Below are 26163 nucleotides of genomic sequence, written 5' to 3' on the forward strand. Positions count from 1 at the left end.
TGCTGTCCTCCACCCCGGGAGCGTCCGACATGACGTCCTTCACCCCAGGGAGCGTCTGACATGGGCGCCGGCCACGCCCACAAGCTCTACCGGCACGGCCACTCCCCGGTCCACGCCCTGCCGCCGCACTGCAAGCTCGCCGCCGTCTTCTGCTTCGTCCTCGTGGTGGTCGCCACCCCGCGCGAGGCGGTCTGGGCGTTCGGCCTGTACGCGCTGCTGCTGGCGGCGGTCGCCGGCGCGGCCCGCGTCCCCGCCGGGTTCCTGCTGCGGCGGATGCTCATCGAGGTGCCGTTCGTCGCGTTCGCCGTCCTGATGCCCTTCGTGGTCCCCGGCGACGAGGTCCACGTCCTCGGCGTCCCCCTGAGCGTCCCCGGCCTCTGGGGCGCCTGGAACGTCCTCGCGAAGGGCACCCTCGGCGTCGCCGCGTCCGTCCTCCTCGCCTCGACCACCGAACTGCGGTCGCTGCTGCTGGGCCTCCAGCGGCTGCGGCTGCCGCCCCTGCTCGTGCAGATCGCGTCCTTCATGATCCGGTACGGCGACGTCATCACCGACGAGATGCGCCGCATGTCCGTCGCCCGGCGCTCGCGCGGCTTCGAGGCACGCGGCCCACGGCACTGGGGGGTGCTGGCCAAGACGGCGGGCGCCCTGTTCATCCGCTCGTACGAACGCGGCGAGCGCGTCCACCTCGCGATGGTCAGCCGGGGATACACGGGCACGATGCCCGTCATCGACGAGGTGACCGCCTCGCGGGCCCAGTGGCGCTACGCCGCCGCCCTCCCCGTGTCGGCGCTCGCCGTGTGTCTGCTTGGCTGGACCCTATGACCAGGCCGGACCCCACACCCACCCCATCCACCTCACCCACCCCACCCGCCTCCCTCGACGTCAGGGGCCTCGCCTACGCCTACCCCGACGGCCACCAGGCGCTCTTCGGCGTCGACCTGACCGTCGGGCGCGGGGAGCGGGTGGCGCTGCTCGGCCCCAACGGGGCGGGCAAGACCACGCTCGTCCTGCACCTCAACGGCATCCTCGACGCCGGGGCCGGCTCGGTCACGGTCGCCGGGCTGCCGGTGGAGAAGCGCAACCTCGCGGAGATCCGGCGCCAGGTCGGCATCGTCTTCCAGGACCCGGACGACCAGCTGTTCATGCCGACCGTGCGGGAGGACGTGGCGTTCGGCCCGGCCGCCGCCGGGCTGCGCGGCGCCGAGCTGGAGGCGCGGATCGCCACCGCGCTCGGCCGGGTCGGCATGGCGGAGTACGCCGACCGCCCCCCGCACCACCTGTCGTTCGGCCAGCGCCGCCGGGTCGCGGTCGCGACCGTCCTCGCCATGGAGCCGGAGATCCTCGTCCTCGACGAACCCTCGTCCAACCTGGACCCGGCGTCGCGCCGCGAGCTCGCCGACATCCTGCGCGCGCTGGACATCACCGTCCTGATGGTCACCCACGACCTGCCGTACGCGCTCGAACTCTGCCCCCGCGCGGTCATCCTCAGCGAGGGCGTCATCGTCGCCGACGGGCCCACCCGGGACCTGCTCGGTGACGAGGTGTTGATGGGCGCGCACCGGCTGGAGTTGCCGTTCGGCTTCGACCCCAAGTCCGTGGCACCGGGCCCCGTCACGTCGTAGGTATGTTTCTTCCGAGCGGTACGCGCGCGGACGCGGCGACCGGATCGGAACGACGAGCGGTACGACGGGCAGGAGCGCGGGCGTGGACGTCCAGGGCACGGTGGCGGCGGGCTTCGAGCCGGTCAGGGACGCGTTCGTACGGAACTTCGAGCGGCTCGGCGAACGCGGCGCGGCCGTCGCCGTCTACCGCGACGGGCACAAGGTCGTCGACCTGTGGGCCGGCACCCGGGACGTCGACGGGACCGAACCGTGGGCCCTCGACACCGCGCAGACGGTCCGCTCCGCCACCAAGGGCATCGCCGCCGCCGTCCTCCTCCTGCTCCACCAGCGCGGCCAGATCGACCTGGACGCGCCGGTGGGCACGTACTGGCCGGAGTTCAAGACCGCGGGCAAGGAACGGGTCCTCGTACGGCACCTGCTCACCCACCGCGGCGGCCTGCCCGCCCTGGACCGGCCGCTGACGCCCGCCGAGGCCATCGACGGCGAGTCGGGCGCCCGGGCGCTGGCCGCCCAGCGGCCCCTGTGGGAGCCGGGCACCGACCACGGCTACCACGCGCTGACCCACAACTGGCTCGTCGCCGAACTGGTCCGCCGCGTCACCGGCCGGACCGTCGGCCGCTGGATCGCCGAGGAGATCGCCGTACCGCTGGGCCTGGACTTCTGGGTCGGGCTGCCTCCCGAGGAGGCCCACCGGGTCGGCCGGATCGGACGGGCCGAGGCCCCGCCGGCCGCGGCGGGTGGCGGCGAGCTGCGGCTGCGGCCGAAGCGGTCCGTGTCGGAGGCGTACAAGGACCCGGAGTCGCTGACGCGGCGGGCGTTCGGCGCGATCGCCCCGCGGGCCGACGAGAACGACCCCGCCTACCGCGCCGCCGAGTTGCCCGCGGGCGGCGGCATCTCGACCGCGCGGGCGCTGGCGCGCGTCTACGCGGCGATGATCGGCCCGGTCGACGGCCACCGCCTGTTCGCCCCCGCCACGCTCACCCTGGCCCGCACCGAGGAGTCGGCGGGCCCGGACCGCGTCCTGGTCGTCTCCACCCGCTTCGGCCTGGGCTTCATGCTCCACGGCCCCGCGGCCCCCCTCCTGGCCCCCGGCTCCTTCGGCCACCCGGGCCGCGGCGGCGCCCTGGGCTTCGCGGACCCCGAATCAGGCATCGCCTTCGGCTACGTCACGAACGGCATGCGCCAGGGCGTCACAGCAGACCCCCGGGCCCAGTCCCTGATACGCGCGCTCCGCACGTCGATCTGACCGGCGGGGCGGCCCAATTGCGTGGGTGCTACAGCGGCATTGCGGGATTGTGGCGGGTGGGGGCAAAGGCTGGTGCGGGCGGGGGCGTGTGATCGATAGTTGCGCTCGCAACGTTTGTGTACGCACCACCTTTCAGAGAGCGCTCGTCCCCCCATGCACCCCTCTCCTCCGTTCCGCGCTGCCCCCGCGCGCCCCTCGCCTCCGCCGAGGGGGTGCCGGCCGTGGTCCGTTATCTGACCCGCAAAGCGGTGGGCTGGTTCCTGATGATCGTGGTCGCGACCAACGCGACCTACTTCCTCGCCAGTTGGTTCCTCGACCCCCGGTCCAACTTCAAGGAGCTGCGGCCCGTCCGCAGCGACGCCCAGATCGACCGCGCCCTGGCGCCGTACGGGCTGGACCCGCGGGTGCCGGTCGTGCACCGCTGGTGGGACTGGCTGACCTCGGTGGTCCTGCGCTTCGACTGGGGAAGGTCGCCCACCGGCGTCTCCGTCAACGGGGAGATCGGCTACCGCTCCGTCGTCAGCGCGGAGTTGGTCGTCGTCGCGACGATCCTCTCCGTCGTCATCGGCGTCGCCCTCGGCGTGTACACCGCCGCACGGCAGTACCGCTGGGCCGACCGCGTCTCGCAGGCCGTGTCGATCGCGGTGTTCAACGTCCCCACCTCCGTCGCCGCGCTCGCCGTCGTCTTCGTGGCCATCTGGCTCAACCAGCACGCCGGGCTGCACTTCCTCTACGTCGCCGGGGAGAACTCGCCCGACGTCCAGGGCACCTTCGCGACGATCGGTGACCGGGTCCTGCACCTGATCCTGCCGACCCTCACCCTGACCCTCATGGGGTACGTCGGCTACCACCTGACCCAGCGCTCCCTGCTGCTCGACACGATCAACGCCGACTTCGTCCGTACCGCGCGGGCCACCGGGCTCACCCGCGCCCAGGCCATCCGCCGGCACGCCCTGCGGGCCGCGCTCATCCCCACCGCGACGTCCGTGGCGTTCAGCGTCCCGGCCGTCTTCACCGGGGCCGTCATCACCGAGACGATCTTCGGCTGGAACGGCATGGGCCGGTACTTCATCCAGACGATCAGCAAGAACGACGTCCACGGCACCGTCGCCACGGCCGCCTTCGCCGCCGCCCTCACCGCCGTCGGCGCGATCCTCGCCGACATCGCCACCGTCTTCCTCGACCCGAGAGTGCGGGTGAGCTGACGTGACCGCACAGACCGGTACGGGCGTCCCGACCCCGGCGCCGACCCCCCTGCCGCTCCCCGCGCCCACCGACCGCCGGCCGCTCGGCCTCGGCCGGCTCTACCTCCGCCGCTTCCTGCGCAACCGGCTCGCCGTCGCCGGCGTGGTCATCTTCCTGCTGCTGGTGCTCTTCGCCGCCTTCGGCGACCTCTTCACGTCGTACGCGTACTCCGACGCCGACTTCACCGCCCTCACCCAACCGCCCGGCGCCGCCCACTGGTTCGGCACCAACCAGGGCGGCAACGACATCTACGCCTCCGCCGTCCACGGACTGAGGCGCTCGCTCGTCATCGCCCTCAGCGTCTCCGTCCTGACCGTCGTCGTCGCCGCGGTCGTCGGCTCCGGCGCCGCGTACTTCGGCGGCCGTACGGAGAAGGCGACCCTCGCGGTCATCCACTTCCTGCTGATCGTCCCCTCCTTCCTCATCCTCGCCCTCGTCTCCCACCGCCTCGCCGGCGACTGGCGGGTCCTGATCGCCGTGCTGACGGTGTTCGGCTGGATGTCCACCGCGCGCGTGATCTGGTCCGTGTCGACCTCGCTGCGGGAACGGGACTACGTGACGGCCGCCGAGTTCATGGGCGTCAGCCCGGCGCGCGTCATCCTGCGCCACATCATCCCCAACCTCGGGTCCCTGCTGATCCTCAACCTGACGCTCGGCGTGGTCGCGACCGTCCTCAGCGAGACCGCCCTGTCGTTCCTCGGCTTCGGCGTCCAGACCCCCGACGTCTCCCTCGGCACGATGCTCGCCGACGGCGCGAGCACCCTCACCAGCGCCCCCTGGCTCTTCGCCTTCCCCGCGGGCCTGGTCGTCCTCCTCACGGTGTCGATGTCCTTCGTCGGCGACGGGCTGCGCGACGCCCTCGACCCCACCTCGGCCAACGGCGCGGCGGGAGGCCCCCGATGACCCTTGTCACCCCGGTGCCGGGCGGCCCCGCCCGCCCCGACGGCACCACGCCCGTGCTGTCGGTACGGGACCTGAGGATCTCGTTCCCCTCCGAGGCCGGCCCCGTCGAGGCGGTGCGCGGCATCAGCTTCGACCTCCTGCCCGGCCGTACCCTCGGCATCGTCGGCGAGTCCGGCTCGGGCAAGTCCGCGACCGCCATGGGCGTCATGGGCCTCCTGCCGCCCTCCGCCGACCTGAGCGGCCAGGTGCTGCTCGGCGGCCGCGACCTGGTCGGCCTCGGCGACAAGGCGCTCTCCGGGGTACGGGGCCGCTCCCTCGGCATGGTCTTCCAGGACCCGCTCTCCGCCCTCACCCCCATCTTCTCCGTGGGCCGGCAGCTCTCCGACGCCCTGCGCGTCCACCAGGACCTGACCAGGCGGGCCGCCTGGGACCAGGCCGTCGAACTCCTCGACCTCGTCGGCATCCCCGACCCGCGCGAGCGCGCCAGGGCCTTCCCGCACGAGTTCTCCGGCGGGATGCGCCAGCGCGTCGTGATCGCCCTGGCCATCGCCAACAAGCCGGCCGTCCTCGTCGCCGACGAACCCACCACCGCCCTCGACGTCACCGTCCAGGCCCAGATCCTCGACGTCCTGCGCCTCGCCAGGCAGGAGACCGGCGCCGGCCTCGTCCTGATCACCCACGACCTCGGGGTGGTCGCCGGCCACGCGGACGACGTCGCCGTCATGTACGCCGGACGGTTCGTCGAACGGGCCGGCGTCGCCGAGCTGTTCCGCCGCCCGACCATGCCGTACACCGCGCGGCTGCTCGCCGCCGTACCGACCGTCGACGCCGGTACGCGCCGGCCGCTCGTCCCCATCGCCGGGGAACCGCCCACCCTGGTCGGCCTCCCGGCCGGCTGCCCCTTCGCGAGTCGCTGCGCCGTCGCCCTCGACGCCTGCCACACCGACGAACCCGGCCTGCGCGAGGTCGCCGGGCACGGCGAGGTGGCCTGCCTGCGCGCCGACGAGATGGCCGACGGATCACTCGACCCCGCCGGTGGCATCACGCCCGTCGACCCGCCGCGAGGGGCCGCGCGCACCGGGGCCGGCGAGGTGGTGCTCCGCGTGGAGGACCTCGTCAAGACGTTCCCGGTCGTGAAGGGCGCCTTCCTCAAGCGCCGCGTCGGCACCCTCCACGCCGTCAACGGGGTGAGCTTCGAGCTGCGCGCCGGGGAGACCCTCGGCCTGGTCGGCGAGTCCGGCAGCGGCAAGACCACCACACTCCTGGAGATCCTCCGGCTGCGGCGGCCCGAGGGCGGCCGGATCGAGATCGCCGGCACCGACGTCGGCGCGCCCGGCCCCGCCGGACGGCCGCCCACACGGCCCGCCCGGGCCGGGCGGCCGCGCACGCTGCGCCAGGACGTGCAGATCGTCATGCAGGACCCGCTGGGAGCCCTGGACCCCCGGCTGCCCGTCCGCCACCTGCTCGCCGAACCCCTGCGGGCCGCCGGCCGGGACCGCGAACAGATCCGCGCCCGCGTCGGTGAACTGCTGTCCCTGGTCGGCCTGGACCCCGTGGTCCTCGACCGCTTCCCGGCCGCGCTCTCCGGCGGTCAGCGCCAACGGGTCGGCATCGCCCGCGCCCTGGCCACCGAGCCCCGGCTCCTGGCGCTGGACGAGCCGCTGTCCGCCCTGGACGTGTCCGTACAGGCGGGCGTCATCAAGCTGTTGGCGCGCCTCAAGCACGAACTCGGCCTCGCCTACCTCGTGGTGGCCCACGACCTCGCGGTCGTCCGGTACATCTCCGACCGCGTCGCCGTCATGTACCTGGGGCACATCGTCGAGACCGGCGACACCGAGACGATCTTCTCCGACCCCCAGCACCCGTACACCCGGGCGCTGTTGTCGGCGATCCCCGTACCCGACCCGGAGCGCGAGCGCACCCGCGAACGGGTCGTCCTCCAGGGCGAGCAGCCGAGCGCCGCCCGCCTTCCCGCGGGCTGCGTCTTCGCCGACCGCTGCCCGCTGTACCGGGTGGCGGGCGACGACGTACGCCGGCGATGTCGTACGGAACGGCCGGCGCCGGCCGAGGTGCCCGGACAGCCCGGCCACCTGTACGCCTGCCACGCCGTCTGACCACGCGCGTCTGGGCACCCGCGTCTGACCACGCGCGCCCGACCACGCGCCCCGGCCCCCACCCCCCAACACAAAGGACCCCCACGCCATGCGCACCAGACTCGCCCTCCCCCTCGCCCTCGTCGCGGCCGTCTCCGTGGCCGCCACCGCGTGCCAGTCCTCCTCGGGGAAGGCCTCGGCCACCCCGGACAAGAAGGACACCCCCGTCGCGGCCCCGTCCGCCGCCGACTACAACCCCCAGCCGTACGACCGGATCAAGGACGGCGGCACCTTCACGACCGTCGGCACCTTCGACGACCAGGGCAACCCGTTCGACGTCAACGCCACGCTGACCGCGACCCGCGTCTGGGCCTGGTACAACGCCGACGCCATCACGTACTCGCCGACCGGCGCCGTCCAGTACAACCCCGACTACTACAGCGACGTGAAGGTGGCCGTCGAACACGGCGACCAGAAGGTGACGCTGACCATCAACCCGAAGGCCACCTTCAACGACGGCACCCCCATCGACTGGACCGCGATCCGGGCCACCTGGAAGGCCAACAACGGCTCGGACAAGGCCTACGCCGCGTCGAGCACCGACGGATACTCCCAGATCACGTCCGTCGAGAAGGGCGTGAACGCCAAGCAGGCCGTCATCACCTTCAAGGGCGTCAACGCCGCCTGGTCGACGCTGTTCAGCACGTTCCTCCACCCCAAGGCCGCGACCGTCGCCCACTTCAACAACGCGTACGTCAAGAAGGCCCACCCGGAGTGGGGCGCCGGTCCCTACACGGTCGGCAAGTGGGACACCCACTCGGGCGACATCACCTTCGTCCGCAACTCCAAGTGGTGGGGGAGGAAGGGCAAGCTGGACAAGCGCGTGTACGTCAACCTGGAGTCGACGGCGTCGGTCAACGCGTTCAAGAACGGCCAGCTCGACTACACCTCCGCCGTCGACGCCGAGAGCCTCAAGCAGGTCAAGGGCCTCAAGGGCACGGAGATCCGCAGCGGCGGCAGCCCCTTCGAGTACTCGCTGTACTTCAACACCAGGTCCGCGGTGCTGTCCGACCCGTCCGTCCGCAAGGCCGTCGAGGAGAGCGTCGACCGGGCGCAGATAGCGAAGATCCAGTTCCAGGGCCTCGACTACAAGGAACCGCTGCCCGGCTCCTCCGTGCTCTACAGCTTCCAGAAGGGGTACGAGGACAACGTCTCGGCCGTCCTGAAGTACGCGCCGGACGACGCCAGGAAGGCGCTGGACGCGGCCGGGTGGAAGCCCGGGGCGGACGGCGTCCGCGTCAAGGACGGGAAGAAACTCGACATCGGCTACACGCTCCTGGGCGACGACCCGCTGAGCAAGGCCAAGGCCGGCGCCTTCGCCGCGATGCTCAAGCCCGTGGGCATCCACCTCGTCATCAAGAAGGCCGACGAGGCGGACTTCTCCAAGATCCTCAGCGACCGCCGGTTCGACCTCTTCCTCTCGGGGAACCGCTCGCTGGACCCGTTCGGCGCCCGCTACCTGTGCGACTTCTACTGCTCCGACCGCGACTCCAACCTCACCGGCGCCGGAACGCCCGCCTTGGACAAGGAGATCCGGGCCACGACCGGGATCGCCGACCTCGGGCAGCAGGCGGTGGCGGTCAACAAGGTCGAGAAGAAGGCGCTGGAGCAGTACGCCGTACTGCCGCTCTACAGCGGTCCCTCGACCTACGCCGTGCGGAAGGGCCTCGCCAACGTCGGCGCGACGATCTTCTACAATCCCCTCCCCGAGACGGTCGGCTGGCAGAAGTGACCGGCCGGCGCCCGGGCCTGGTGCGGGCGGTGCGTTCGGCGACATGATCGCCGGACCACCGGCCGGACGGGCCGGGCGGCCGGACGGAGTGAGCGACATGCGACAGGCGGATCAGCCGGAGGCGGGACGGACGGGGTCAGGGCGGACCGGGGAGGGGTCGGCCGGGGCGGGGCCGGCCGGGAGTGGGGTCCCGGGCGGGCCGGCCGGGGAACCCGGGCCCGGTGGCCGACGGTTCGACGGGTACGGGGTGCTGATCACCGGCGCCGGCCAGGGCATCGGCGCCGCCACCGCGCGCCGCCTGGCCGCCGAGGGCGCCCGCGTCCTCGTCACCGACCTGGACGAGGAGCGGGCGCGGGCCACGGCCGCGTCCGTGCCGGGCGCCCTCGCGCACCGCTGCGACGTCGCCGACCGTACGGAGATCGAGGCGGCGGTCGCGTACGCCGTCGAGCACTTCGGCTCCCTGGACGTCCTCGTCAACAACGCGTACGCCTGCGCCCCCGACGCACCGCTCTTCGAGGACGAGCCGGACGACGGCTGGGCCAGGGACCTCGACATCACGCTCACCGGGGCGTTCCGCTGCGCGCGGGCCGCGCTGCCGCACCTGGCGGCCTCGGGGCGCGGGGCGATCGTCTCGATCGGCTCGGTCAACGGCGAGCAGGACTTCGGCAACCACGCCTACAGCGCGGCCAAGGCGGGCCTCGCGAGCCTGACCCGTACCCTCGCCGGGCATGCCGCTCCCCGCGGGGTACGGGTCAACCTCGTCGCCCCCGGCACCATCCGTACCGAGGGCTGGGCCGGCCGCGAGGACTCGCTGGACCGCGCGGCCGCGCACTACCCGGCGGGCCGGGTGGGCACCCCGGAGGACATCGCGTCGGCGGTCGCGTTCCTCGCGTCGGCGGACGCCGCGTGGATCACCGGGGTGACCCTGCCGGTGGACGGCGGGATCCTGACGAGCAACCTCGGCCTGCGGCGGGCGCTGCGGGGTGGGGCCTGAGCGCGCCGCCGCGAGGTGACGGTCAGGACAGCCAGCTGCCCGCCGCGCACGCGTCGGCCGTCGTCCAGGCGTGCGACCGGATGCGGTCGTTCACCACGAGCTGCGTGCCCGGGTAGTAGTTGTCGGTCAGGTTGTCCGCGTACAGCTCGTTCGGCGAGAGGCACGCGGCCCTGGTGCCCCCGAAGCCCGCCTCCGGGTAGAAGGCGACGACGTCCCTGCCGCCGATGAAGCCGCTGTTCATGACGGACGAGGCCCAGTCGGCGGCGAACCGCGTCACCTCGAAGCCCACGCCGTCCGCCCAGGACGCGTCGTTGCCGGTGCTGCTGCCCAGTTCGATCCCTCCGCAGTCGTAGTGCTGCCAGGCCCGGACGGTCCCGTCCCGGCCGTGCCACTCGGCCCCGCAGCCGACCCCTTGCGGGGCCGCCTGGGCGGGCGCGGCGAGGCCGAACGCGGCCAGGCCGAGGATCGCGAGAACGGTGCTGAGTCTGCGCATGGTCATCCCTTGTCTCCTCTGTCTCTTCTCTTTCTCCGCTGATCAGGTGCGGGGCCCGACAGCCAGGTACGGGGCCCGACGATCAGGTACGGGGTCCGACGATCCGCACCGCACGCGCGAGCGCCTCGCTCCGCAGCCGCGCGTACGTGTCCAGCGCGTCGCCGTACCTGTCACGCAACAGGTCCACCTGGTGCGCCTCGCTCGCGCGGCCGACGGACCGCAGCGAGGTCTCCCGGGCGCAGCGGGCGTCGGCGACCGCGACGGCGCGCTCCGTGCGGAAGGCGCCGGCCGTCACCGCCCCCGGCCCCGCCGTCGCGCGCAGGCCGGCCGTACGGGCGGCCGCCGGGTCCTCGTACGGGTGCCCCGCCCGCTCCATGCAGCGCGACCACGCGCCGAGCGCGGCCGCGAACCGCCGGTCGGACATCACCTTGGGTACGTAGAGCGGTTGGAGGCTCCCGACGGTCTTCTCCGCGCGGAACCACGTCACCGGATCCCCGTACAACTTCCGCTCGGACTCGCCCACACACCCGCCCACCCGCTTGCGGACGGTCCCGCCGGTCGGCAGGTCCACCGAGACGATCCGGGCGTCCAGGCCTTCGTCGAGCGCCTTGTCGTACGCCCTCCTGCGGTCCTCGGGGAGCCCCGCGCGGTAGACGCCGTTGGGGTTGGCCCGCCGGGCGCGGTCCTCCCTGGCCAGGATGCGGCTGCCGTAACCGTGCTCACGCGCCCAGTCCACGTCGTCGGAGACGTAGCCGAGCGTGCGGCTCTCCTCCAGGCTCAGGCGCTCGGCCTCCCAGTAGCGGAAGCCCCGGGCGGCCATGCACCGGCGGATCAGCCGCTGCTGCGCGTCCCCGATCCGCAGCTTCTCGGCCTCCGTCAACGGCCGCGCCGCGACGGCGGATCCGGGCCGCGGGGCCGGTTCCGTACCGCACCCGGAGAGGACGGCGGCCATCACGACGACCAGCAGAAGAACACCCCTGTGCCGCACGATTCCGTCCCCCTCCGCCTGGCCTGGGAGGGAACGTAGTCGCGCGGCCGCCCCGCACGGTCCTGACGGATGACAGGGGCCCGGGAGCCGGGGGACGTGGTACGCGGGGGGCCCTCCACGTACCGTTCCCCCATGCCCGAACTCCAGCTTCTGCGCCCCGACCACGCCCCGGCCGTCCTCGCGTTCGAGCGCGAGAACCGCGCCTACTTCGCCGCGTCCGTCACGGACCGCGGCGACGCCTACTTCGCGCACTTCGACGCCCGCCACCGGGCGCTGCTCGCCGAGCAGGCCGACGGGCTGTGCTTCTTCCACGTGCTGGTCGAGGACGGGGGAGAGGTGGTGGGGCGGGTGAACCTCGTGGATGTGGCGGACGGCTGCGCCGAGTTGGGGTTCCGGATCGCCGAGAAGGCGGCGGGGCGGGGGCTGGCCACCGTCGCCGTCCGCCGGATCTTCACCCTGGCCGCCGCGGAGTACGGCCTGACGGCGTTGCGGGCGGGCGCGGACCGCGACAACCTCGCCTCACGGGCGGTCCTGACCCGCACCGGGTTCACGGAGACGGGCGAGACCGTGGCGGGAGGCAGGCCGGCGCTCACGTACGTACGGGAGTTGCGGCGTCCGTGATCGGCCGGGCGGGAGCGGTCCGTGCGGGAGCGGTCCGGGGTCCGGGCGGCCGTACGCGACCGGTGCGGGCGCGTGGGCCGCGGTGCCGCCCCCTCAGGTGTGCAGCATCAGCCCGATCCCCACCACCATCAGCCCGGCCGCCGCGATCCTCGGCGTGCCGAAGCGCTCCTTGAAGAAGACCGCCCCTATCGCCGCGCCCACGATGATCGACGACTCCCGCAGCGCCGCGATCGGGGCCAGCGCCGCCCGCGTCTGCGCCCACAGGACCAGCCCGTACGCGACGACCGACAGCAGGCCGCCCAGCAGCCCCAGCGCGGCGTGCGGCCGGAGCTGGGGGAGCAGGACTGCGGCGCCGCGCGCGTGGAGCGCGTACAGCGGGATCAGGACGCCCTCCAGGATCATCAGCCACGCGAGGTAGCCGATCGGCGAGCCCGCGTTCCGTACCCCCACCCCGTCCACGACGGTGTACGCGGCGATCGACAGCCCAGTCGCCAACGCGGCGACCAGCGCGGGCCAGTGGGGCTTGGTCCGCGAGCCCTTGATGCCCCACAGCGCCACCCCCACCAGCCCCGCGGACGCCACCGCCACCCCCGCCGCCTGCCACAGGTCGAGCTTCTCGCCCACGAAGAGCGCGGCCAGCACGGTGACCACCAGGGGCGCCGTGCCGCGCGCGATCGGGTACATCTGGCCGAAGTCGCCGAGGCTGAACGACCGCATCAGCAGCGCCTGGTACGCGATGTGCAGGGCGGCGGAGACGAGGAGGTAGGGCCAGGCCGCCGCGTGCGGCGGCGGGGCGAAGCAGGCGGCCACCACGCCGAGCGCCGCGCCGGACCCGGCGATCAGGGTGAAGGCGACGAGCTGGTCGCGGATGGTGTGCGCGATGGCGTTCCAGGACGCGTGGGTCAGGGCGGCCACCAGCACCGCCACGGCGACGAGCGGAGTCACGCCGCGCGCTCGCGGACGTCCACCACGAGGACGGGGACGCCGTCGGCCGGTGCGGTGCGGGGTGTCGCCGTGTCGGGTTCGGTCACGGTCAGCACGCTAGCCGGTGGGGTACGGGCGCCGCGAACCACCTCCCGCGCCCACCAGCACCCCCGCCGCAACGCCCCGGGCGGCTCGGCTCACCCCGCGCCCAGCACCGCCGCCACCACCGGTCCCGCCGCGTCCGCGCCGTGTCCGCCGGACTGGACCACGGCCGCGGCCGAGAGGTCGTTCTGGTAGCCGGTGAACCAGCTGTTGGAGTCGGCCTGGTTGTCGACCTCCGCCGAGCCGGTCTTCGCGCCCTTGTCGCCGCCCAGCCCCGACATCGCCTGCGTGGCCGTGCCGTACGAGGCCGTCGCGGTCAGCCGCATCATGGACCGCAGGTTCTGGGACACGGCGGACGGCAGCGAGCGCTGCGCGGAGGCGATCTGCCGGTCGTCCAGCGACTTGGACACGATGACCGGCTGCCGGAACGTGCCGTTCTTCGCCGTCGCCGTGATCGACGCCAGGTTGAGCACGTTCATCTGCACCGTGCCCTGCCCGATGTACTGCGCCGCCGCCTCGCCGCCCGCCGCGGCCGGCACGCTGCCGTCGAACGACGTCACGCCCGTCTGCCAGTTGAGCCCGATGCCGAAGACCTCCTGCGCCTCCTTGCTCAGCGCGGCGTCGTCGTGCGTGTCGTCGATGAAGTGGATGAAGCCGGTGTTGCAGGAGCGGGCGAAGCTCTGCGCGAAGGTCCCGCCGGGGATCGAGAACCCGTCGAGGTTCGTGAACGTACGCCCCTGGTACAGCACGTCGGGGGAGCAGTCGGCCGGCCCGTCCGGGGTCGCGAGGCCCTTCTCCATCAGCATCGCCGCGGTCATGATCTTGAGCGTGGAGCCCGGCGCCTGCTTGCCGAGCATCGCCGCGTTCCAGCCGTCGGTACGGTTGTTGGCGACCGCGATGATCTCACCCGTACTGGGCTTGACGGCCGCGACCGACGCCTCGCTGAACTTCTTCACCGCCGTCTCCGCCGCCGCCTGGACGTTCGCGTCCAGCGTCGTGCGCAGCTTGCCCGTCTTGCCCTTGGTGAGCGTCAGCAGGGTCTGGTTGGGGGTGGCCGGGTCGTCGTTGCGCAGGGTGAGCTCGATGCCGGGCGTGCCGCCCGCGTCCTCGCCGTACTTCTTGCGCAGTTCGTCCAGGATGCCCGCGAGCGACGGGTACTTCTCCGCCGTCAGCTCGGTGCCGTTACGGTCGACCGCCTCGATCGGCGGGACCGTCGCCTCGCCCGTCACCAGCGAGGTGGCCGCGGTCAGCTGGGGGTGGATCACGCTGGGCGCCCAGTCGACGAGCGGCTTGCCGGTGGTCAGGCCGCGCACCACGGTCAGCTCGGAGCTGTACGACCACGGCTTGCTCTTGCCCTCGTACGTGACCGTCGCCTTGACGGTGAACGGCACCTTCGCGCCGGCCGGCGTCCCGGGGGTGATGACCGCGGAGGCGACGTGCGCCTCGTCGCGGTACTCGGCCAGCACGGACTGGGCCTCGGCCGCGTTGTTGGTCAACTGCGCGGCCGCGGCCGGGTCCTTGCCGCTCGCCCACGCGGCGAGGAAGTCCTTGGCCGCCGTGTCGATCTCCTCGGCGCTCAGCGGCCCGGTCTTCACCTCCTCGGACTTCGACGCGTTGGTGGTGCCGCCCGTCCCGCCGTCGCCCAGCCCGTTGTAGACGTTGAGCGCCCCGTACCCCACCCCACCGACGACCACGGCGAACACCCCGCCGACGACGGCCACTTTCGCTCCGCTGCGCATCCCGCTGTCCCCTCCCCGGAGCCTCCGCCGAACCGGTTCGTTGAACACGTTCAAGGAGGCAGTCGGGGGGAACTCTACGGGACAGGTGTGACAGAGCGGCCGGGTGTTATCGGACTGCGACGATGACATTCGGACGGCCGGAGGGCGACGTCCCGGTGCGCCGCACCCCCGGGAACGCCGGGCCTCCCTACGCCGGTGCCACCCGCAGATCCAGCTTGAGCAGCGCGTTCTCCACCAACTCCGGCATGGCCGGGTGGATCCAGTACTGGCCGCGCGCCATCGTGCGCGCGTCGAGACCGAAGTGCATCGCCTGGATGACTGGCTGGATCAGGGTGGGTGCCTCGGGCCCGATGATGTGGGCGCCGAGGAGCAGCCCGGTGATCGGGTCCGCCAGCAGCTTGACGAAGCCGGTGGTGTCCTCCATCGCCCAGCCGTACGCGATGTCCGCGTACGCGTGGGTCGCGCTCACGTACTCGACACCGTCCCGGCGCGCCTGGTCCTCGGTCAGGCCGACCGACGCGATCCTCGGCGCGGAGAACACGGCGTGCGGCACGAACCGGTGGTCGGACTCGACGAGGGCCGCGGGGTTCAGCAGGTTGTGCTGCACGACCCGCGCCTCGTGGTTGGCGACGTGCTTGAGCTGGTACGGGGAGCTGATGTCGCCCAGCGCCCAGACGCCCTCGACGGAGGTGGCCTGGGTGCTGTCGGCGTACACCCGCCCGTCGTCGGTGAGCTTGAGCCCGCCCGCGACGGCGTCGATCAGGTCGGTGTTGGGGACGCGGCCGGTGGCGACGAGGAGTTCCTCGGCCTCCAGGGTCTCGGGACCCTCGGGCCCGTCCACGTACACCCGTACGACACCGCCCTCGCGCTCGACCCGCAGCGCCCGCCGGTCCATGCGCAGGTCCCAGCGCTGCCCGGCGATGTCGGTGAAGCGGCGGGCGATGTCGGCGTCCTCGTTGCGCAGGAGCAGCCCCGAGCGGCCGATGACGGTGACCTCGACGCCGAGGGCGGAGAAGACGTGCGCCAGCTCGACGCCCACGAACCCGGTGCCCATGACGATCATGCGCGGAGGCAGCTCGTCCAGGCGCATCACGGTGTCGCTGGTGAGGTACCCGGCCGTGTCGAGGCCCGGTACGTCGGGGACGGCGGGGCGGCTCCCGGCGGCGACGACGACGCGGTCGGCCGTGACGACCTCGGGCCCGGCGGCGGTCTCCACGACCAGCTCCCGCGGCCCGGTGAAGCGGGCGGTCCCCTTGATCAGCGTGACGTTGGGGCTGCCCTCGGCGCGGTAGCGCTCACCGCCGGCCGCGATGGGGTCGATGCGCCCGAAGATCCGGTCCCGGATCTCGGCCCACCGCACGCCCCGCAACTCCAGGTCCACACCGAGCCGTCCGGACCCGGCGGGGGTACGGGCGGTGTCCGCGGCGTGCACGAACATCTTCGTCGGGATGCACCCGACGTTCAGGCACGTCCCCCCGTACACGGAGTCGGGCCCGATGCCCTTCTCCACTATCGCCACGTCCCACTGGGCGAACCGCTCGTCCACGATCGAGTTCCCCGAACCGGAACCGATGATGACGAGGTCGTAATGGCGCATCCGTTGATCCGTCCTCGCTGCTCGTAACGCTGCTACGGACCACCGAGTCTCCACGCCCACCCCCGGCAACACCAACCCCACCCCCACCCCGGTCCGCACGGCGCACCTCCTGCTGGGAAGCTCCTACGCAAGGACCCCACCAGCCCCATCAGCCCCACCACCAGCCGAGGAACACCGCACGCACCATGAACGTCGAACTCTCCCCGCGCTTACGCGACACCGCCGTCGGACTCGGAGCCGGCGTCCCCTACGCCCTCAAGGTCCTGGCCGGCCGCCTCGCCGAGGAACCGGAACTGGGCCGGCCCGCGGGCCCGCCCGGCATCCTCACCGTGATGGTGGACGGCGACCTGTTCGAGGACTGCCCGACCCTGCGCGTCCACTACCTGCGCGAGCCCGGCCGGATCGAGATACGCGACGCGACCCCGACCCCCTCCGCCGCACCCGCCCGGCCCCCGGCCCACGAGGCCGACCCGGCCGCCACGGACGCGCTCACCGTACGAGAGGTCACCGACGCCTGGCAGCGCGTGACCCGCTGGCTCCTGCGGTACGCCTCCGCGTCCCACGCCGCGCTCCGCCCCGGCGCCGACCCCGCCACCCTCAGCGCCCTGGAACGCGACCTCGGCACCCCGATACCCCCCGCCCTGCGCGCCCTGTGGTCCCTGACCGCGGGCGACGACGGCGTCGGCGGCGCGGGCTGCCTGCCCGGCAACCAGGCCCTGATGACCCTGGACGCCGTGGCCGCGTCGTACCGCTCCCGCGTGGAGTCCCGGGCCCCCGAGGACACCTTCCGCGCGGACCGTCCCGAGTACGACCGCTTCACCGCGTGGCAGGCCACCTGGATCCCGGTCATCTCCCTGCGCCCGGCCGACAGCACCTCCGGCCTGTACCTGGACACCGCGACCGGCCACCTGGGCCGCTGGTCCCGCCACAACGAACCCCCGGCCGACGAACTCGACACCCTGGTCACCTACTTGGAAGAGGTGGCCGACATGCTGGAAGCCCCGGCCCTGGCCACCCGGGACCGACCCGGCCTGACCGACGGGGCGTTGGTGTGGAGCGGGGAGGGGCGCGCCTGGTACCCCCTGACCGACTGACGACCCGCCGCACGGAGAACCCCCTACCGTGGGAACGGTGAAGACCTGGACCGAGCAACCCGCCGAGGCCGACGTCGAGGACACCGTCCGGCGCTACTTCGAGCACCTCCGGGCCCGGCGGATCCCGGAGGCCGAACAACTCGTCGACCACACCTATACGTCGGTCCGCCACGTGCTCGAGTCGCTGTGGTCCGGCTCGGTCGAGGCGGACGGCATCGTGGACGGCGAGGAGAGCCCCTTCACCGCCGGCGAGTGGGAGCGCGACTTCTCCTGGCTCGACGAACTGGCCCTGGCGGACTTCTCCTGGGGCCACACCGGCAGCCACGTCTACGTCACGATCACCTACCACGAACGCGTCATAGAGGTGGCCCTGAGCTTCTGGATCAAGCCGACAGACGCAGGCTGGCACCTCTCAGGCCCAGCCACCCTCTGGTAGAGCCCCCCAGTCCCCGGCAACGCCCCCCTCACGACGCCCCGGGGCGGGAGGGCTACACCCAGGTGTCGAACCACATCCTGTTCCGCCACGAGTCCACCGGGATCGACGTCCCCGTGTACAGGGGCCAGAAGTAGATGAAGTTCCAGATGATCAGCAGGACCAGGACGCCCGCGCCCACCGCGCCGATCGTTCTGCGGCGTTCGTCCGAGCCCGCCGGGCCCAGCATCGCGCCGATCATCATCGCGACCGCCAGGCACAGGAACGGGACGAAGATGACCGCGTAGAAGAGGAAGATCGTGCGCTCCTGGTAGTGGAACCACGGCAGCCACCCCGCCGCCACCGCGCACGCGATCGCCCCCGCGCGCCAGTCGCGGCGGAAGATCCACCGCCACAGCAGGAACAGCAGGGCGAACGCGGCCGCCCACCACAGCAGCGGCGTGCCGAGCGCCAGGACCTCGCGCGCGCACTTGCCCGTGGTCGACGCCGGACAGCCGTCCGTGCCGGGCGACGGGGACTCGTAGAAGTACGAGACGGGCCGGCCCAGGACGATCCAGCTCCACGGGTTCGACTGGTACGTGTGCCCCGAGGTCAGGTTCGTGTGGAACTGGAAGACCTCGTACTCGTAGTGCCACAGGCTCCGGATCGAGTCCGGCAGCCACGTGAAGTGCCCGCCCTTGCCCTCACCCGTGCTCGCCCAGTTGCGGAAGTAGCCGTTGTCCGTGACGAACCAGCCCGTCCAGGACGCCAGATACGTCGCCACCGCCACCGGCACCGTCGACACGAAGGCCGGCAGGAGGTCGAGCCGGATCACGGCCCGGTACGGGCGTACCGCCCCCGCCGTGCGGCGCGCGCCGACGTCCCACAGCACCGTCATCACCGCGAAGGCGACCAGGACGTACAGGCCGCTCCACTTCGTCCCGATGGCCAGCCCGATCATCAGCCCCGCCGCGAGCCGCCACGGCCGCCAGCCGAGGCGCAGGTGCTCCGCGACCCGGACGTCCGGCCGCAGGACGCCCTCCGCGTCCTCGGGCAGGGCCGCGGCCAGTCTGCCCCGGGCCCAGTCGCGGTCGAGCAGCAGACACCCGAACGCGGCCAGCACGAAGAACATCAGGATCAGGTCGAGCAGCGCCGTACGGCTCATGACGAAGTGCAGGCCGTCGACCGTCAGCAGCGCCCCCGCCAGACACCCCAGGAACGTCGAACGGAACAGCCGCCGCCCGATCCGGCACAGCAGCAGCACCGACAGCGTGCCGAGCACCGCCACCATGAAACGCCAGCCGAACGGGTTGAGGCCGAACATCTCCTCCCCGAGCCCGATGACCCACTTGCCCACCGGCGGATGCACGACATAGCCGGGGTCGGACGGCACCGCGACCTTCGACGGGTCCGCCAGGATCAGCTTGTCGACGTCCTTGAGCTTCCAGTCCCCCTCGTACCCCTGGTGCATCAGGGCCCAGGCGTCCTTGGCGTAGTACGTCTCGTCGAATATCACCGCCTTGGGTGACCCCAGGTGCCAGAACCGCAGCACCCCGGCGACCAGCGTGATCAGCAGCGGCCCGCCCCACGCCGACCAGCGCGTCAGCCGCGCCGCGAGGGCGGGCGGGCACGCGAGGACCGCCCACAGGCGCCCGGAGGGTTCGGCGAACGGCGGCACCAGCCGCTCGCGGAGCCCGATCACCGGCCGGGGCACATGGCCGAATCGGCGCAGCCGCTGGGGCCATGAGGGCGGCTTGTCGCCGGCGTCGGGCCCGTGGAGGGCTTCTGGCGCAGTACTGGTCACCGCGCCATCGTAGGGAACACCGCTGTGAGTGGTGCGCGTCGCGCCCTGCGAGGATGACGGATGTGAACGGAACGCAGGCAACGCCGGGACCGAACGAGCCGTACGAAGCGCACGAATCCCGCCCGCCGGGTGGTGCGTCCCCGTCGGCCGCGTCGTACGAACCGAATGACGTCGTGAGGGACGCCGACGACGACCTCCCCCTGGAGCCCGCCACCTACCACCCCGGCGCCACCGGCGGCGTCCTCGTCCTGGCCGGCACCCCCATCGGCGACTTCGGCGACGCCCCGCCCCGCCTCACCGCGGAGCTGGAGACGGCCGACGTCATCGCCGCCGAGGACACCCGGCGGCTGCGCCGGCTCACCCAGGCGCTCGGCGTGCAGCCCCGTGGCCGGATCGTGTCCTACTTCGAGGCCAACGAGTCGGCCAGGACCCCCGACCTGGTCGAGGCGCTGGCGGGCGGCGCGCGTGTGTTGCTCGTCACGGACGCGGGCATGCCGTCCGTCTCCGACCCCGGCTACCGGCTGGTGGCCGCCGCGGTCGAGCGGGACATCCGGGTCACCGCCGTCCCGGGACCGTCCGCCGTCCTGACCGCGCTCGCCCTCTCCGGCCTGCCCGTCGACCGCTTCTGCTTCGAGGGCTTCCTGCCCCGCAAGGCGGGCGAACGCCTCAGCCGGCTCCGCGAGGCGGCCGGCGAGCGCCGCACCCTGGTCTACTTCGAGGCCCCGCACCGCCTGGACGACAGCCTCGCCGCGATGGCCGAGGTCTTCGGCGCCGACCGCAGGGCCGCCGTCTGCCGCGAGTTGACCAAGACGTACGAGGAGATCAGACGCGGCGGCCTCGGCGAGCTGGCGGCCTGGGCGGCCGAAGGCGTACGGGGCGAGATCACCGTCGTGGTCGAGGGCGCGCCGGCGCCGGGGGCCACCGACCTGGCCCCGGAGGAGCTGGTGCGCAGGGTGCTGGTGCGGGAGGAGGCGGGCGAGCGGCGCAAGGAGGCGATCGCGGCCGTGGCCACCGAGGCGGGGCTGCCCAAGCGCGAGGTGTTCGACGCGGTGGTGGCGGCGAAGAACGCGGCGAAGAACGCGGCGAAGGACGGGCCGACGAACGCGGCGCGCGACGGCGCGTGACGGAGCGGCCGCGGGCACTCGTAAGCGCCTCCCCGGAAGCCAACCGCCTCCCCGGAAGGTAAAGGACGATCGCGAAATGCAAAGCGCAGACCGGGTTCCCGGCCCTTTGGACATGAGAAGGCCAAGACCGCTCCATTAATCCACAGAGCCTGATGCGCTCCCGCCGTCATAGGCGTCCACTGAAGTAGTGGAGAGGAGCTGGCATGACTGAGATTACCGGCACCGCCGTCGCTCACGAGGCATATGCGTTCTGCTGCATGCGCTGTGGTCATGGCTGGGAGCAGGCCTACGACATAGAGCACCACGTCGACGGCACGGGCCAGAATTTCGTCGTATACAAGGCAGGCGGTGTGCGGGTTCCTTCCCCGCTCTCCAGCCCGTCCTGCGGCAACTGCGGGGGACACGTCGTACGGATCATGAGGTCCGGGCAGGTGTCGTCGGTGAGGGCACTGGCGATGCAGCGGTACGAGCCCGCGAGGACGACCAAGGCGGCCAGGAACGGCAAGGCCGCCGGGGCGTCCGAGGAGGCGGAGAACAGCGCGACGGTGCCCGCGCAGGGCGACGGGGGCGAGTTGGCGGACGGGGTCTCGGGGAGGACCGTCCACCACCACTGGCACCTGTCGGACCTGCTGCACCCGTTCCACCACCGCAGGTGAACCCCTGGGCGCGGTCCTCTCGTAGGATCGCGCCCATGAGTTCGAAACAGGCCGCGCCACCGTTGCCCGAGCCCCTCCGGGTGCCGGTCGCGGATTCGCACACCCACCTGGACATGCAGAGCGGCACGGTCGAGGACGCCCTGAAGAAGGCCGCCTCGGTCGGTGTGGAGACTGTGGTCCAGGTGGGGTGCGACCTCAAGGGGTCCCGGTGGGCCGCCGACACGGCGGCCGCGTACGAGAACGTCCACGCGGCCGTGGCCCTGCACCCCAACGAAGCCCCCCGGATCGTGCTCGGCGACCCCGACGGCTGGTCGCGGCAGGGCGAACGACCCGGAGGCGGCGACGCCGCGCTCGACGACGCGCTCACGGAGATCGACCGGCTGGCCGCGCTGCCCCACGTACGGGCGGTCGGCGAGACCGGTCTCGACTATTTCCGGACAGGGCCCGACGGCGTCGCCGCGCAGGAGCGCTCGTTCCGCGCCCACATCGAGATGGCCAAACGGCACGGCAAGGCGCTGGTCATCCACGACCGCGAGGCGCACGCGGACGTGCTGCGCATCCTGGTGGAAGAAGGGGCTCCGGAGCGTACGGTGTTCCATTGTTATTCAGGTGACGCGGAAATGGCCGAAATTTGTTCGGCCGCCGGTTACTACATGTCCTTTGCAGGCAATGTCACATTCAAGAACGCTCAGCCGTTGCGTGACGCGCTCACAATAGCGCCATTGGAACGGGTGCTTGTCGAGACGGATGCGCCCTTTCTCACACCGGCGCCCTACCGGGGCCGCCCGAATGCGCCCTATCTGATTCCGGTCACTTTGCGCGCGATGGCCGAGGTGCGGGGGATCGGGGAAGACGCGCTGGCGGAGGCGATCGCGCGCAATACGGCACAGGCGTTCGGGTACGGGTCGTCCTGAAGCCGTCGGCGGGCGGGGCGGGCGCGGCGGGCAGGGTAGCGTCGCGACGCTGAGTGGTCGAGTCGCTTTGGAGAGTGACCGAAGCTCCGCTAGTGTCCCGGCCGCACCGTCGATCGCGGCGGTGCCGACCGGATCCCCCTGGAGCGTCGTGAGCAATGCGCAAGGCAGTCACCGGGCCGCACGCGGCGGGCACCGCGGTGCCAGGGCCGTCGAAACGGCCGAGCTGGTGGAGACGCTGGACCTGAGACGGGTGGCGCCGACGCTCCCGTACGGGGGACAGGAGCCGTACGGCGGGGGGTACGAGGCTCCGGTGCCGTACGAGGCGTACGAGGCGCCCGCGTCGAACGAGCCGTACGAGCCGCCCGTACCGTACGAGCCGTACGGCCCCCAGCCCCCCGTCCTCCCCCAGCAGCAGAGCACCCCCGCCCCTGCCCCCGCCCTCGCCCCGCCCCCCACCCCCGCTCGTCATTCCTCGCACCGCCGCGGACGCCCCGCACCACCGCGCGCCCAGAGCGAAGCCGCGCCCGCCGCCACCCCCGGCAACCTCCGCCGCCTCGTCCCCCAGGCCCTCGTCGTCGCCTTCCTCGCCGGCGGCACCTCCGCCTTCGTGGCCAACGACAAAGCCGTCGAGCTGAGCGTCGACGGCGTCCCCCGCACCATGCACACCTTCGCCGACAACGTCGCGGAACTGCTGGCCGACGAGGGTGTCACCGTCGGCGCGCACGACATCATCGCCCCCGCGCCCGGCGCCGAACTGGCCAGCGGCGACGAGGTCGTCGTCCGCTACGGCCGCCCCGTACAGCTCACCCTCGACGGCCACCGCCGCCAGGTCTGGACGACGGCCCGCACCGTCGACGGAGCCCTGCGCCAACTGGGCGTGCGGGCCGAAGGCGCGTTCCTGTCCGTCTCGCGGTCCGCCCCGATCGCCCGCCACGGCCTCGCCCTCGACGTCCGCACCGAACGCACCGTGACCTTCATGGCCGACGGCCGCGAGCGCACGATCCGCACCAACGCGGCGACCGTCGGCGAGGCCCTCTCCCAGGCCGGCATCACCCTGCGCGGCGAGGACACCACGTCCGTCGCGCGCGACAGCTTCCCGCGCGACGGCCAGACGGTCACGGTCCTGCGCATCACGGGCCGCGAGGAGGTGCGGGAGGAGGCGATCCCGTACACGACCGTGAAGACCCTCGACGCCACGCTCTTCAAGGGCACGGAGGTCGTCGACCGGCAGGGACGGCAGGGCGCGCGCCGGGTCACGTACGCGCTGCGCACCGTCAACGGCGTACGGCAGAAGCCCCGCAGGCTCCACGACGAGATCGTCCGTGACCCGGTCACCCAGCGGGTCAGGGTCGGTACGAAGGTGATGCCGACGTCCGTCGCGGGCGCGGACGGCCTGAACTGGAGCGGACTCGCCGCCTGCGAGTCGGGCGGGCGCCCGGGGGCGGTCGATCCGTCGGGGAACTACGGCGGGCTCTACCAGTTCGACGTGGGGACCTGGCAGTCCCTGGGCGGCAGCGGGCGCCCGCAGGACGCCCCGGCGTCGGAGCAGACGTTCCGCGCGAAGAAGCTGTACGTACAGCGGGGCGCGAGCCCGTGGCCGCACTGCGGCCGACGGCTGACGGGGTGAGGCGCACGCAGCCGCGCCCCACCGGCCGACAGCGGTCCACGGCGGCCGGCAAGACGGTCCGGCCATCGCCCCCGTCCCCTCCCGGCAAGGCGGTCCGGACATCGCCCCCACCGGTTGACCGTAGGCTTACCCGGTGAGCACCACTGAGCCGCCGCCCGACACCTACGCCCTGCTGGGCCCCGCGGACATCCGTGAACTGGCCGCGGCGCTGGGCGTACGCCCGACAAAGCAGCGCGGGCAGAACTTCGTGATCGACGCCAACACCGTCCGCAGGATCGTCCGCACCGCCGGGGTACGCCCCGACGACGTCGTCGTGGAGGTCGGGCCGGGACTCGGCTCCCTCACCCTGGCGCTCCTGGAGGTCGCGGACCGGGTCGTCGCCGTCGAGATCGACGACGTGCTCGCCGCAGCCCTGCCCGCGACGGTCCAGGCGCGGATGCCCGCGCGCGCCGACCGCTTCTCGCTGGTGCACTCCGACGCGATGCAGGTCACGGAACTGCCGGGCCCGCCGCCGACCGCGCTCGTCGCGAACCTCCCGTACAACGTCGCCGTGCCCGTCCTCCTCCACATGCTGGAGCACTTCCCGACCATCGAGCGCACGCTCGTGATGGTCCAGGCGGAGGTCGCGGACCGGCTGGCGGCCGGCCCCGGCAACAAGGTGTACGGCGTGCCGTCGGTGAAGGCCAACTGGTACGCGGACGTCAAGCGCGCCGGATCCATCGGCCGTACGGTCTTCTGGCCCGCGCCCAACGTGGACTCCGGCCTCGTCTCGCTGGTGCGCAGGAAGGAACCGCTCGCCACGTCGGCCTCCAGGACGGAGGTCTTCGCGGTCGTGGACGCGGCCTTCGCCCAGCGCCGCAAGACCCTGCGCGCGGCCCTCGCGGGATGGGCGGGCTCGGCCCCGGCGGCGGAGGCGGCCCTGGTGGCGGCGGGGGTGTCGCCGCAGGCGCGGGGGGAGGGGCTGACGGTGGAGGAGTTCGCGAGGATCGCGGAATCGAAACCACCCGAGACCCCACCCCGGAACACGCCCCCCTCCCCCTCCTCCCCCTCCTCCCTCCCCACCTCGAAGGAGCCCGGCGCGTGAGCGTCACCGTACGAGTCCCCGCCAAGGTCAACGTCCAGCTGGCCGTGGGCGCCGCGCGCCCCGACGGCTTCCACGACCTGGCGAACGTCTTCCTCGCCGTCGGCCTTTACGACGAGATCACGGTCACCCCGGCCGACGAGCTGCGCATCACGTGCACGGGCCCCGGCGCGGACCGGGTCCCCCTGGACACCACCAACCTCGCGGCCCGCGCGGCCCTGGCCCTGGCGGCCCGGCACGGCATCGACCCCCGGGTGCACATCCACATCGCCAAGGACATCCCGGTCGCGGGCGGCATGGCGGGCGGCAGCGCGGACGGCGCGGGCGCCCTCCTGGCCTGCGACACGCTCTGGTCGCTCAACTCCCCGCAGTCCGAACTCCTGTCCCTCTGCGCCGAGTTGGGCAGCGACGTGCCGTTCAGCCTGCTGGGCGGCGCGGCCCTCGGCGTCGGCCGCGGCGAACAGCTCACCCCCCTCGCGGTGGGCGGCGCCTTCCACTGGGTGTTCGCGGTCGCGGACGGCGGCCTCTCGACGCCCACGGTCTTCCAGGAGTTCGACCGCCTCGCGGCCGGCAAGGCCATCCCGCCCCCCACCCCCGACCCGGCCCTCCTGGACGCCCTGCGCACCGGCGACGCGGCAGCCCTGGCCGACACCCTCTCCAACGACCTCCAGCCCGCGGCCCTCTCCCTCCGCCCGTCCCTGGCCGCCACCCTCACCACAGGCACCACGGCGGGCGCCCTGGCCGCCCTGGTCTCCGGCTCGGGCCCCACGACGGCCTTCCTGACCAAGGACGAGGAAACCGCCACCCAGGTAGCCACAGCCCTCCAGTCCTCCGGCACCTGCCACACCGCCCGCCCGACCACCTCCCCGGCCCGGGGCGCCACGGTGGTGGGGCTGGATCGGGTCTGAGCAGTCAGAGAGACTTCGCTCAATGCCTGACGGCCTCAAAGGGGAGTAGGCGTCAGGTCCGTATGAGCGCATGCGCCACCTCAGGAACACTAGAGTTGTCGACACGCTTGATCGGCTGGGTCAGCTTGACATCTTGGGTGCGGTCAAGGCCTCGGTCACTTACTCTCACGGTGATATGCGAGTC

The 26163-nt window shown here is 72.7% G+C and carries 23 protein-coding genes; 17 read left to right on the plus strand and 6 right to left on the minus strand.

Annotation, left to right across the window (positions count from 1 at the left end):
- Positions 1 to 60: 60 nt before the first annotated feature.
- The 8 genes from cbiQ (at position 61) to HA039_RS20765 (ending at position 9895) form a co-directional block, all read left to right on the plus strand.
- Positions 61 to 822 carry a cobalt ECF transporter T component CbiQ gene (cbiQ, locus tag HA039_RS20730; protein ID WP_167032177.1) on the plus strand — a complete coding sequence of 254 codons (762 nt, stop codon included), beginning with the start codon at positions 61 to 63 and terminating at the stop codon, positions 820 to 822.
- Positions 819 to 1622: an energy-coupling factor ABC transporter ATP-binding protein gene (locus HA039_RS20735; protein WP_167032180.1), complete on the plus strand. Its 804-nt coding sequence runs from the start codon at positions 819 to 821 to the stop codon at positions 1620 to 1622. Before cbiQ ends, HA039_RS20735 begins: the two co-directional genes overlap by 4 nt.
- Before the next feature lie 82 nt (positions 1623 to 1704).
- A complete protein-coding gene (locus HA039_RS20740; protein ID WP_167032183.1) occupies positions 1705 to 2868 on the plus strand; it encodes a serine hydrolase domain-containing protein in 1164 nt (387 codons plus the stop codon).
- A 221-nt stretch (positions 2869 to 3089) separates the two neighbouring features.
- Positions 3090 to 4073, plus strand: a complete 984-nt coding sequence (locus tag HA039_RS20745) for an ABC transporter permease (protein WP_167032186.1) — start codon at positions 3090 to 3092, stop codon at positions 4071 to 4073.
- A 49-nt stretch (positions 4074 to 4122) separates the two neighbouring features.
- Complete coding sequence (locus HA039_RS20750; RefSeq protein WP_167037231.1) at positions 4123 to 5016, plus strand: ABC transporter permease; 894 nt, start codon at positions 4123 to 4125, stop codon at positions 5014 to 5016.
- Positions 5013 to 7130, plus strand: coding sequence for a dipeptide ABC transporter ATP-binding protein (locus tag HA039_RS20755; protein WP_167032189.1), 2118 nt, complete (start codon positions 5013 to 5015; stop codon positions 7128 to 7130). Before HA039_RS20750 ends, HA039_RS20755 begins: the two co-directional genes overlap by 4 nt.
- Before the next feature lie 88 nt (positions 7131 to 7218).
- Positions 7219 to 8901, plus strand: a complete 1683-nt coding sequence (locus tag HA039_RS20760) for an ABC transporter family substrate-binding protein (RefSeq protein WP_167032192.1) — start codon at positions 7219 to 7221, stop codon at positions 8899 to 8901.
- A gap of 247 nt (positions 8902 to 9148) precedes the next feature.
- Positions 9149 to 9895: an SDR family NAD(P)-dependent oxidoreductase gene (locus HA039_RS20765; RefSeq protein WP_243869624.1), complete on the plus strand. Its 747-nt coding sequence runs from the start codon at positions 9149 to 9151 to the stop codon at positions 9893 to 9895.
- A gap of 22 nt (positions 9896 to 9917) precedes the next feature.
- On the opposite strand, the gene HA039_RS20770 is transcribed toward HA039_RS20765, so the two are convergent.
- Both HA039_RS20770 and HA039_RS20775 read right to left on the minus strand, forming a co-directional pair.
- On the minus strand, positions 9918 to 10394 hold the full coding sequence (locus tag HA039_RS20770) for a hypothetical protein (RefSeq protein WP_243869626.1): 477 nt from the start codon (positions 10392 to 10394) through the stop codon (positions 9918 to 9920).
- A 76-nt stretch (positions 10395 to 10470) separates the two neighbouring features.
- Positions 10471 to 11376, minus strand: coding sequence for a hypothetical protein (locus HA039_RS20775; RefSeq protein ID WP_208298669.1), 906 nt, complete (start codon positions 11374 to 11376; stop codon positions 10471 to 10473).
- Positions 11377 to 11508: 132 nt separating this feature from the next.
- Between HA039_RS20775 and HA039_RS20780 the strand changes: the two genes are divergently transcribed.
- Positions 11509 to 11997: a GNAT family N-acetyltransferase gene (locus tag HA039_RS20780; protein ID WP_167032199.1), complete on the plus strand. Its 489-nt coding sequence runs from the start codon at positions 11509 to 11511 to the stop codon at positions 11995 to 11997.
- A gap of 93 nt (positions 11998 to 12090) precedes the next feature.
- Here HA039_RS20780 and HA039_RS20785 read toward each other — a convergent pair whose 3' ends face one another.
- From HA039_RS20785 to HA039_RS20795, 3 genes are all read right to left on the minus strand, one after another.
- Entirely contained in the window at positions 12091 to 12942 is an 852-nt protein-coding gene (locus tag HA039_RS20785) for a DMT family transporter (RefSeq protein ID WP_167032202.1), read from the minus strand.
- 176 nt (positions 12943 to 13118) lie between these two features.
- A complete protein-coding gene (locus HA039_RS20790) occupies positions 13119 to 14762 on the minus strand; it encodes a penicillin-binding transpeptidase domain-containing protein (protein ID WP_167032205.1) in 1644 nt (547 codons plus the stop codon).
- 187 nt (positions 14763 to 14949) lie between these two features.
- Entirely contained in the window at positions 14950 to 16359 is a 1410-nt protein-coding gene (locus HA039_RS20795) for a mycothione reductase (RefSeq protein WP_167032208.1), read from the minus strand.
- A gap of 185 nt (positions 16360 to 16544) precedes the next feature.
- On the opposite strand from HA039_RS20795, the gene HA039_RS20800 reads away from it, so the two are divergent.
- Together HA039_RS20800 and HA039_RS20805 are read left to right on the plus strand one after the other, a co-directional pair.
- Positions 16545 to 17453 (plus strand): SMI1/KNR4 family protein, encoded by a 909-nt coding sequence (locus HA039_RS20800; protein WP_167032211.1) that lies wholly within the window; start codon positions 16545 to 16547, stop codon positions 17451 to 17453.
- Positions 17454 to 17490: 37 nt separating this feature from the next.
- Positions 17491 to 17889: a hypothetical protein gene (locus tag HA039_RS20805; RefSeq protein ID WP_167032214.1), complete on the plus strand. Its 399-nt coding sequence runs from the start codon at positions 17491 to 17493 to the stop codon at positions 17887 to 17889.
- A gap of 52 nt (positions 17890 to 17941) precedes the next feature.
- Here HA039_RS20805 and HA039_RS20810 read toward each other — a convergent pair whose 3' ends face one another.
- Positions 17942 to 19669 (minus strand): dolichyl-phosphate-mannose--protein mannosyltransferase, encoded by a 1728-nt coding sequence (locus HA039_RS20810; RefSeq protein ID WP_167032217.1) that lies wholly within the window; start codon positions 19667 to 19669, stop codon positions 17942 to 17944.
- A 248-nt stretch (positions 19670 to 19917) separates the two neighbouring features.
- Here HA039_RS20810 and rsmI point away from each other — a divergent pair, with 248 nt between their 5' ends.
- The 6 genes from rsmI (at position 19918) to HA039_RS20840 (ending at position 25979) form a co-directional block, all read left to right on the plus strand.
- Positions 19918 to 20793, plus strand: coding sequence for a 16S rRNA (cytidine(1402)-2'-O)-methyltransferase (rsmI, locus tag HA039_RS20815; RefSeq protein ID WP_208298829.1), 876 nt, complete (start codon positions 19918 to 19920; stop codon positions 20791 to 20793).
- Positions 20794 to 20996: 203 nt separating this feature from the next.
- A complete protein-coding gene (locus HA039_RS20820; protein WP_167032220.1) occupies positions 20997 to 21449 on the plus strand; it encodes a hypothetical protein in 453 nt (150 codons plus the stop codon).
- Between the two features lie 35 nt (positions 21450 to 21484).
- Complete coding sequence (locus tag HA039_RS20825; RefSeq protein WP_167032223.1) at positions 21485 to 22363, plus strand: TatD family hydrolase; 879 nt, start codon at positions 21485 to 21487, stop codon at positions 22361 to 22363.
- A 148-nt stretch (positions 22364 to 22511) separates the two neighbouring features.
- Entirely contained in the window at positions 22512 to 23990 is a 1479-nt protein-coding gene (locus HA039_RS20830) for a resuscitation-promoting factor (protein ID WP_279592858.1), read from the plus strand.
- Positions 23991 to 24123: 133 nt separating this feature from the next.
- Positions 24124 to 25074, plus strand: a complete 951-nt coding sequence (gene rsmA, locus HA039_RS20835) for a 16S rRNA (adenine(1518)-N(6)/adenine(1519)-N(6))-dimethyltransferase RsmA (RefSeq protein WP_243869628.1) — start codon at positions 24124 to 24126, stop codon at positions 25072 to 25074.
- Positions 25071 to 25979, plus strand: a complete 909-nt coding sequence (locus HA039_RS20840; RefSeq protein WP_167032226.1) for a 4-(cytidine 5'-diphospho)-2-C-methyl-D-erythritol kinase — start codon at positions 25071 to 25073, stop codon at positions 25977 to 25979. The genes rsmA and HA039_RS20840 overlap by 4 nt, the downstream gene beginning before the upstream one ends.
- Positions 25980 to 26163 lie beyond the last annotated feature (184 nt).

Source organism: Streptomyces liangshanensis (assembly GCF_011694815.1).
In the GTDB taxonomy this organism is placed as follows: domain Bacteria; phylum Actinomycetota; class Actinomycetes; order Streptomycetales; family Streptomycetaceae; genus Streptomyces; species Streptomyces liangshanensis.

Coding starts and splice junctions, on each gene's coding strand:
- cbiQ (WP_167032177.1), top strand. CDS start 61: ATGGGCGCCGGCCACGCCCACAAGCTCTACCGGCACGGCCACTCCCCG.
- HA039_RS20735 (WP_167032180.1), top strand. CDS start 819: ATGACCAGGCCGGACCCCACACCCACCCCATCCACCTCACCCACCCCA.
- HA039_RS20755 (WP_167032189.1), top strand. CDS start 5,013: ATGACCCTTGTCACCCCGGTGCCGGGCGGCCCCGCCCGCCCCGACGGC.
- HA039_RS20760 (WP_167032192.1), top strand. CDS start 7,219: ATGCGCACCAGACTCGCCCTCCCCCTCGCCCTCGTCGCGGCCGTCTCC.
- HA039_RS20770 (WP_243869626.1), bottom strand. CDS start 10,394: ATGACCATGCGCAGACTCAGCACCGTTCTCGCGATCCTCGGCCTGGCC.
- HA039_RS20780 (WP_167032199.1), top strand. CDS start 11,509: ATGCCCGAACTCCAGCTTCTGCGCCCCGACCACGCCCCGGCCGTCCTC.
- HA039_RS20790 (WP_167032205.1), bottom strand. CDS start 14,762: ATGCGCAGCGGAGCGAAAGTGGCCGTCGTCGGCGGGGTGTTCGCCGTG.
- HA039_RS20795 (WP_167032208.1), bottom strand. CDS start 16,359: ATGCGCCATTACGACCTCGTCATCATCGGTTCCGGTTCGGGGAACTCG.
- HA039_RS20800 (WP_167032211.1), top strand. CDS start 16,545: ATGAACGTCGAACTCTCCCCGCGCTTACGCGACACCGCCGTCGGACTC.
- HA039_RS20820 (WP_167032220.1), top strand. CDS start 20,997: ATGACTGAGATTACCGGCACCGCCGTCGCTCACGAGGCATATGCGTTC.
- HA039_RS20825 (WP_167032223.1), top strand. CDS start 21,485: ATGAGTTCGAAACAGGCCGCGCCACCGTTGCCCGAGCCCCTCCGGGTG.